The organism is Simiduia sp. (assembly GCF_058345725.1).
In genome coordinates, this window is the sequence record NZ_JBTUOC010000080.1 from 21,624 (window position 1) to 28,012 (window position 6,389).

10 protein-coding genes are annotated in these 6,389 nt (G+C 58.9%); 6 read left to right on the forward strand and 4 right to left on the reverse strand.

Annotated features, from left to right (window positions below):
• Positions 1-15 precede the first annotated feature (15 nt).
• The 3 genes from cysE to ACW8F6_RS16305 are packed head-to-tail and all read right to left on the reverse strand — an operon-like array spanning position 16 to position 2,151.
• Complete coding sequence (gene cysE, locus ACW8F6_RS16295) at positions 16-807, reverse strand: serine O-acetyltransferase (RefSeq protein WP_491576941.1); 792 nt, start codon at positions 805-807, stop codon at positions 16-18.
• Complete coding sequence (locus ACW8F6_RS16300; protein WP_491576942.1) at positions 804-1,493, reverse strand: HAD family hydrolase; 690 nt, start codon at positions 1,491-1,493, stop codon at positions 804-806. Before ACW8F6_RS16300 ends, cysE begins: the two co-directional genes overlap by 4 nt.
• Positions 1,480-2,151, reverse strand: a complete 672-nt coding sequence (locus ACW8F6_RS16305) for a M15 family metallopeptidase (protein ID WP_491576943.1) — start codon at positions 2,149-2,151, stop codon at positions 1,480-1,482. Before ACW8F6_RS16305 ends, ACW8F6_RS16300 begins: the two co-directional genes overlap by 14 nt.
• Before the next feature lie 114 nt (positions 2,152-2,265).
• Between ACW8F6_RS16305 and ACW8F6_RS16310 the strand changes: the two genes are divergently transcribed.
• The 4 genes from ACW8F6_RS16310 to ACW8F6_RS16325 all read left to right on the forward strand — a co-directional run bounded on the left by ACW8F6_RS16310 (position 2,266) and on the right by ACW8F6_RS16325 (position 4,699).
• The gene (locus ACW8F6_RS16310; protein WP_491576944.1) at positions 2,266-2,547 is read left to right on the forward strand and encodes a TfoX/Sxy family protein; all 282 of its coding nucleotides are present in this window, start codon (positions 2,266-2,268) and stop codon (positions 2,545-2,547) included.
• Positions 2,548-2,582: 35 nt separating this feature from the next.
• Positions 2,583-3,362: a Crp/Fnr family transcriptional regulator gene (locus tag ACW8F6_RS16315; RefSeq protein ID WP_491576945.1), complete on the forward strand. Its 780-nt coding sequence runs from the start codon at positions 2,583-2,585 to the stop codon at positions 3,360-3,362.
• A gap of 91 nt (positions 3,363-3,453) precedes the next feature.
• The gene (htpX, locus tag ACW8F6_RS16320; RefSeq protein ID WP_491576946.1) at positions 3,454-4,347 is read left to right on the forward strand and encodes a protease HtpX; all 894 of its coding nucleotides are present in this window, start codon (positions 3,454-3,456) and stop codon (positions 4,345-4,347) included.
• A gap of 1 nt (position 4,348) precedes the next feature.
• A complete protein-coding gene (locus tag ACW8F6_RS16325) occupies positions 4,349-4,699 on the forward strand; it encodes a Rieske (2Fe-2S) protein (RefSeq protein WP_491576949.1) in 351 nt (116 codons plus the stop codon).
• Here ACW8F6_RS16325 and sfsA read toward each other — a convergent pair.
• The gene (gene sfsA / locus ACW8F6_RS16330; protein ID WP_491576947.1) at positions 4,674-5,381 is read right to left on the reverse strand and encodes a DNA/RNA nuclease SfsA; all 708 of its coding nucleotides are present in this window, start codon (positions 5,379-5,381) and stop codon (positions 4,674-4,676) included. The genes ACW8F6_RS16325 and sfsA overlap by 26 nt on opposite strands.
• 214 nt (positions 5,382-5,595) lie before the next feature.
• Between sfsA and dksA the strand changes: the two genes are divergently transcribed.
• Both dksA and ACW8F6_RS16340 read left to right on the forward strand, forming a co-directional pair.
• Entirely contained in the window at positions 5,596-6,039 is a 444-nt protein-coding gene (gene dksA, locus ACW8F6_RS16335; protein ID WP_491576948.1) for an RNA polymerase-binding protein DksA, read from the forward strand.
• Positions 6,040-6,123: 84 nt separating this feature from the next.
• A partial coding sequence (locus ACW8F6_RS16340; protein ID WP_491576950.1) for a glutamate--tRNA ligase family protein occupies positions 6,124-6,389 on the forward strand: 266 nt, incomplete at its 3' end.

Below are 6,389 nucleotides of genomic sequence, written 5' to 3' on the forward strand. Positions count from 1 at the left end.
GCCCAGATTGCCCGCCTACTCGTCCACCACGCTGTGATTCATCTGCCGCGCCGGGTTGGGCGTTTTCGGTTTACCCACGATTTTAGCCGGCACACCCGCCACAGTATTACCCGCCGGCACGGGCGCCAACACCAGGCTACCGGCGGCGATTTTGGCACCGGCACCAATCTGAATATTGCCCAGCAATTTGGCGCCGGCGCTAATCAATACGCCTTTACCCACTTTGGGGTGGCGATCACCGCCTTTACTGCAACCGCTACCGCCCAGCGTGACGCCGTGCAACATCGACACATTGTCGGCCACTACGGCCGTTTCGCCTATCACGATGCCCGTTGCGTGATCCATCATAATGCCCGCGCCCAGACGCGCGGCCGGATGAATATCCACACTGAAGGTCTCGGCAATTTGATTCTGGAAATACATGGCCAGCGCGCGCCGGTTTGCCTGCCACAGCCAGTGCGCTATACGGTAACCCTGCAGCGCCTGAAAGCCTTTAAAGTACAACAGCGGCATCACGAAGTGATGGCAGGCCGGATCCCGCTCCATGCAGGCGTGAATGTCGCGCTGTACGGCGCGCATGATAGCGGGGTCGGCGGCCAGCGCCTCATCGATCACCTGGCGCAACAAGATGGCCGGCAAGTTAGTGCTGTGCAGCTTTAGCGCCAAGGTATAGCTCAACGCGGAACACAGGTTGGGGTGATTTAATATGGCGCCATGGTAAAAACTGGCCAGCGCCGGCTCGCCGTCGCTGAAGCGCTGCGCCTCGTCGCACATCGACTGCCATAGCTCGCTTGCGCATGGACTCATAGCTGCCCCTCTCGCCACTGCTGAATAATGGCCGGCAACTGTGCCATGGCCGAGAAGCATTGAACACCCTCTGTGCGCCACATTGCCGGTAGTGCGGGCCCAGTTTCGGCACGATACCAAGCGACGGCCATGCCGGCCGCCACCGCCGCTTCCACACCTAGAGCGGAATCTTCTACGACCAAACAGCGCTGCGGCAACTCTCCCATTTGCTCGGCAGCCAGCAAAAACACATCCGGTGCCGGCTTGCTGTGAGCGACGTCGACGGCGCTAAAACAGCGTAACTGGAAGGCTTGCTGCAAACCGCTGCCACCCAGAGTGACCGCCATCTTTTCATAGTCCCCGGCCGAGGCAACGCAGCAGGGCAACGCAATCTCTGCCAGCCAGCGCAACACCGCGTCGACCCCGGCCACCGGGCGCACAGTGCGCAGCGCCACCAGGGTTTCTGCCTGCATGTGGCGCCAGAAAACGGTGGCCTCGGACTCACCCAGCCACCGGCCAATGCGGTCGATACATTGCTCCGCGCTGCGCCCCTGAAACAACTCCCGACAGGCGGCCTCGGTCGCGTCCACACCCGCCGCTTGCAGGTGCTGGGTGAGCACGCGATTAGCTACGGATTCGCTGTCGACTAATACGCCGTCGCAATCAAAGATAACCAGCCCTGCCGAGCACACCTCAGAGCTCGACATAGCGGGCAACCAGGGCGGGCAATTGTTCGAGAATAAGCGGTTTAAGCGCAATGTCCGCGCAGGCCAAGACCTGCCGCAGACCCGCACAGGAAAAGCTTGCCGCACAAGGGCGTGCCAGCGGGGTGTAGCTCAGATGCCAGGGCTCTGGCGCCACACCGCCGCGATCGTGCATATACGGCCTTTCAAAGGCCGCCTGGCCCGTTAAGTAATCGCTCAACCAGGTGTGAAACGGCGCCATCACGCCTTCGCACTCGGCCACCGTCAACGCCAGTGCGTAACCGTCGCCACAGACACTGGCATCGTAGACATCCACCTCAGTACCCCAGTGGTGCCGCGAGGCCCCAGGCAGGGCCGACCAGCGCAATATCGCTGCCAATAACGCCGCCGGTGCCAGGTCTTCGGCCTTGAGCGGCGCGCCATCGCTGTCGAGCAGCGGTCGGTGGCCCTGCGCCTTGCCGTTGAAAATGTGAAGCTGGCGTGCAAAGTCTCGATGCCCGCTGGCTACCCGCAATTGAAAACCGGCGGTTGCTGCGGCCTGCGCCATGGCGGTCAGCGCCGGCGCCAAAGCTGGCTGCACCTGGCCACCCAAGCAAGACACCAGCGGTGGCGGCTGCAGGCCGTATAAATAAGGTAACAATTGTTTGGCGTCTAAACTCATTGTGATTGCGCTTATCAAATCAGTCGGTATTATAGCGTTTCGAGATAAAAGCAGCATGCCTGCACCGCGAGGCGGCTTGAGCAATAATAAAAACCACTGCAGGAGCGAGACACCATGACATCGAGTCAGGGCGAATTACAGCAGTTGAAGAACTTGGGCGCCGCGTCAGTCAATATTTTGCGCGCCATTGGCATTAACAGCTACGATGATTTAAAAGCTGTGGGGCCAGTCACAGCCTACAAGCGCATCAAGGCGCGCGGTATTAATGTCTCCAAGGTAATGTTATATGCTTTACAGGGCGCGCTGACAGACACCCATTGGAATGATTTGGCGCCCGATTTAAAAGCCAAGTTGGTGGAAGAAGCCGAACGCGAGAGCGAAGCCGAGTCAAGCTAAGCACCCTCGCCCCCTACTACACAGCGAGTGGACCTATGCACCTACCCGAAAACCAGCCAGATCACCTAGCCGAGCTGACACTCAAACTGCGCGGACTAACCGAGCTGCTGGTGCAGGGCGTCGCCACGGGCAGCCCCCTTCACTACGCCCACACCGCCGATGTCTTCGCAGACCTCCCCTCCAACCAGCTACTGCTGATTACCGAGGGCAAGGTACACCTGGAGCGCCAGGGCAAGGTGCTGCTGGAGTTCGAAGCCGGCGATTTGCTGGGCCTGTCGCGCAGCTTGCAGCTGCCCGAGGGCAAACTGGTGGCAGATCAAGCCGGTTTTTTACCCATACTGCGCGACGATCTGCTGGCCCGCGTAAACGCCAGCCAGGCCATGCAACAACACTGGGCCCACTATTTAATTTGTCTGTGCACCTATTTTCGCGAGGCCTTTGCCTTGGAAAAGCGCAGTAATTTTCAGCCCAGCACCGGCTTTATGAGCTTTAACAGTGGCGAGACCATCATCGCCCAGGGCGAGGCCGCCAACTGCGTTTACACCCTGCTAGAGGGTTCGGCGGTGGCCATGCGCGACGGCGTTAAGGTGGGCGATATCCACACCGACGAAATCTTTGGCGCCATGGCCGTGTTTACGCGCCAACCCCGCAATGCCACGGTGGTCGCCACCAGCGATTGCTCGGTTATGGCCGTGCGCAAAGAAGACTTCATCGATCTTGTGGAGCACCAGCCGCAAATTTGTCTGAGCCTCATCGAGGAAATGGCCGAAAAAATTAACCAGCTCAACCAGCAGGTCGCCGCGCACAGCGAATAATTCAACGCACCGCCATTGAATTTCCCCCTCTCATCACCATCTAAATGTCCGTACAGGCCGTCTGGACCTAATCATGTGAGAGGTTTTTGTCGTGATGCGAATTGGCTTATTTCTGTTAACCAACCTGGCCGTGGTGCTGGTCGCGAGCATCGTGCTCAGCCTGCTGGGCGTCAACTCCTACTTTGCCGCCAGCGGCTCAGGGTTAAACCTGGGAGCGCTGCTGGTGTTCTGCGCCGTCTTTGGTATGGCCGGCAGTTTGATTTCACTGTTCATTTCCAAATGGATGGCCAAGCGCAGTACCGGCACGCGCCTGATCAGCCAGCCCCGCACACAACAGGAGCAATGGCTGCTGGTGACCGTGCAGCGCTTAAGCGACAAAGCGGGCATTAAAATGCCCGAAGTGGGCATTTTCCCCGCCCAGGAGTCCAACGCCTTTGCCACCGGCTGGAACAAAAACGACGCCCTAGTGGCGGTATCGCAGGGCTTGCTGGATCGCATGGACAGCGAGCAGATCGAGGCCGTACTGGCCCACGAGATTGGCCACGTAGCCAATGGCGACATGGTTACCCTGTCGCTGATTCAAGGCGTGGTCAATACCTTTGTGATGTTCTTCGCCCGCATCATCGGCAGCACCGTCGACCGCGCGGTGTTTAAAAATGAAAATGGCCACGGTCTGGGTTTTTACATCACCACTATTATCGCGGAGCTGGTGCTGGGTATTTTGGCCTCCATTATCGTGATGAAGTTTTCCCGCTGGCGCGAGTTTCGCGCCGACCACGCCGGTGCTACCCTGGCCAGTCGCCAGGGCATGATTCGCGCGCTGCAGGGCCTGCAGCTGGAGCAAAAGCGCGCACTGGAGTCCAGCATGCCCGACAGCCTTTACGCCTTTGGCATCAACGGCAATTTGCGCAACAAGCTGGGCGATTTATTTGCCAGCCACCCGCGCTTGGAAGACCGCATTCGAGCCTTGCAACAGGGTGTCTGATATTCACTGGCAAACCCTGTGCCCCGGCGACGCCATCGCCGATGGCCAGAGTAAACAGTTCACGTGCAACGGCATTGCCCTGTTTGTGGTCAAGCAGGGCAATGCCGCGTATGCCTACCAAAATCGCTGCCCGCACTTGGGCATTGAATTGCAGTGGCAGGCCGATCAATTTTTAGATGCCGAGCGCGAATTTATTCAGTGCAGTACCCACGGCGCGCTGTTTTTAATCGAAGACGGCGAGTGCGTGGCCGGGCCCTGCCGCGGCCGGTCTCTGCAGCGCTTGCCGTGCCGCCTCAAGGATGGGCAGATCGACGTGCAGCTGCCCGTTACAGTTTCACCGGCAGGGGCTTAGTCAGCCGGATCTCGCGCGCAGACAGGCTTGCGCCCCAGGCCAAGATCTCTACCCCCTGTGCGGCCACCTCGCGCAACAAAGTGCCGTAGTGCGGATCGATATTATCGGCCGGCACCACCCGATCAATGCCCGAGTGCTGCACGCAAAACAACAGCACTGCTCGATGCCCGGCCGCCACCATGGCCGCCAGTTCGCGCAAATGTTTGGCGCCCCTGTCACTCACAGCATCGGGAAAGGCACCCAGCCCCTCGCCTTCGTGCAAGGTGACATTTTTAACTTCCAGGAAGCAATCGGGCAGATCCGAACCGCGCAGTAAAAAATCGATGCGGGATTTTTCGTCCCCGTATTTCACTTCGCGCTGCAGGTCGGCATAGGGCGCCAGTGACGGCTCCAATTTAGCGCGCAGCAACTCCTCAACCAGGGCGTTGGCCCTGTGGGTATTGATCCCCGCTAGGTAACCGTCCGGTGTAGTGGCGATCTCCCAGGTGTGCGGGTACTTGCGGGTTTTACTGTCGGACACCGAATACCAGCAGGGATCGCCCGGACTCAGGCAGGCGCGCATGGAGCCGGTGTTTGGGCAGTGTATGGTAATTACCTCATCGCTTGCTGTTTGCACATCCGCCAAAAAGCGTTTGTAGCGCTTGATCAAGCGCCCCTGGATGAGCGGCGGGTCAAAAATCATGGCAACTCCCCGTAAAAGTGACCGTTTTTTAGCCAAAAGTGGCGTCTGAAAACACACCAGTGTACCAGCTGGCAGACCGCGTCGGCGCAGGGGTAAAACAGTGGCAGGCGGGGGCGGAATCTGGTAGTTTGCTCCGTTCGCAACAGGGGGGGCTTGAAATTCCGTCGGCCACCCCCATTCTGCACAACCCGGAAGTTTTAGAAGAGGCGTCAACATGCCCAAGAATGCAGCCAAAGAGTCAGTACTGGATGGCTCAAGCTTCACACCCTACAAGGAAAAAAAGGGTGAGGAGTACATGAATGAACAACAACGTGATCATTTCAAGAGCATCCTCCTGAACTGGAAACGTGAACTCATGGAAGAAGTGGATCGCACCATGAGCCACATGAAAGATGAGGCAGCAAACTTCCCAGACCCGGCCGACCGCGCCAGTCAGGAAGAAGAGTTCAGCCTTGAGCTGCGCACCCGCGACCGGGAACGCAAACTGATCAAAAAGATCGACAAAACCATCGAACTGATTGAACAGGACGACTACGGGTACTGCGAAACCTGTGGTGTGGAGATTGGTATCCGTCGCCTGGAAGCGCGCCCCACAGCTACTCTGTGCGTGGACTGCAAAACCCTGGCGGAAATCAAAGAAAAGCAAATTGGCGGCTAAGACGCGCCCGTTTGCTCCGGTGCCCGCTGTTGGGGCACCCACTCACAAAGGGCGATTATTCGCCCTTTGTTGTTTTTGATTAGCATGCATCAGCCCTACCGCGGTCGCTTTGCCCCCTCGCCCACAGGCCCCCTGCACTTTGGCAGCCTGCTCGCCGCCCTGGCCAGCTGGCTGGATGCGCGCGCTCATGCGGGCGTATGGCTGGTGCGCATGGAAGACTTGGACCCACCCCGAGAAGTGCCTGGCGCGGCCCAGCAGATTCTCCAGGCCCTGGCGATACACGGGCTTGTTTCGGACGAACCCGTGCTCTACCAAAGCCAGCGGCTGGCCGCCTACGAGCAAACTCTGGC

Excerpts from the sequence above, each read along its gene's own strand:
- sfsA (WP_491576947.1), bottom strand. The coding sequence starts at position 5,381 with ATGATTTTTGACCCGCCGCTCATCCAGGGGCGCTTGATCAAGCGCTAC.
- ACW8F6_RS16300 (WP_491576942.1), bottom strand. The coding sequence starts at position 1,493 with ATGTCGAGCTCTGAGGTGTGCTCGGCAGGGCTGGTTATCTTTGATTGC.
- ACW8F6_RS16315 (WP_491576945.1), top strand. The coding sequence starts at position 2,583 with ATGCACCTACCCGAAAACCAGCCAGATCACCTAGCCGAGCTGACACTC.
- cysE (WP_491576941.1), bottom strand. The coding sequence starts at position 807 with ATGAGTCCATGCGCAAGCGAGCTATGGCAGTCGATGTGCGACGAGGCG.
- ACW8F6_RS16310 (WP_491576944.1), top strand. The coding sequence starts at position 2,266 with ATGACATCGAGTCAGGGCGAATTACAGCAGTTGAAGAACTTGGGCGCC.
- dksA (WP_491576948.1), top strand. The coding sequence starts at position 5,596 with ATGCCCAAGAATGCAGCCAAAGAGTCAGTACTGGATGGCTCAAGCTTC.
- ACW8F6_RS16305 (WP_491576943.1), bottom strand. The coding sequence starts at position 2,151 with ATGAGTTTAGACGCCAAACAATTGTTACCTTATTTATACGGCCTGCAG.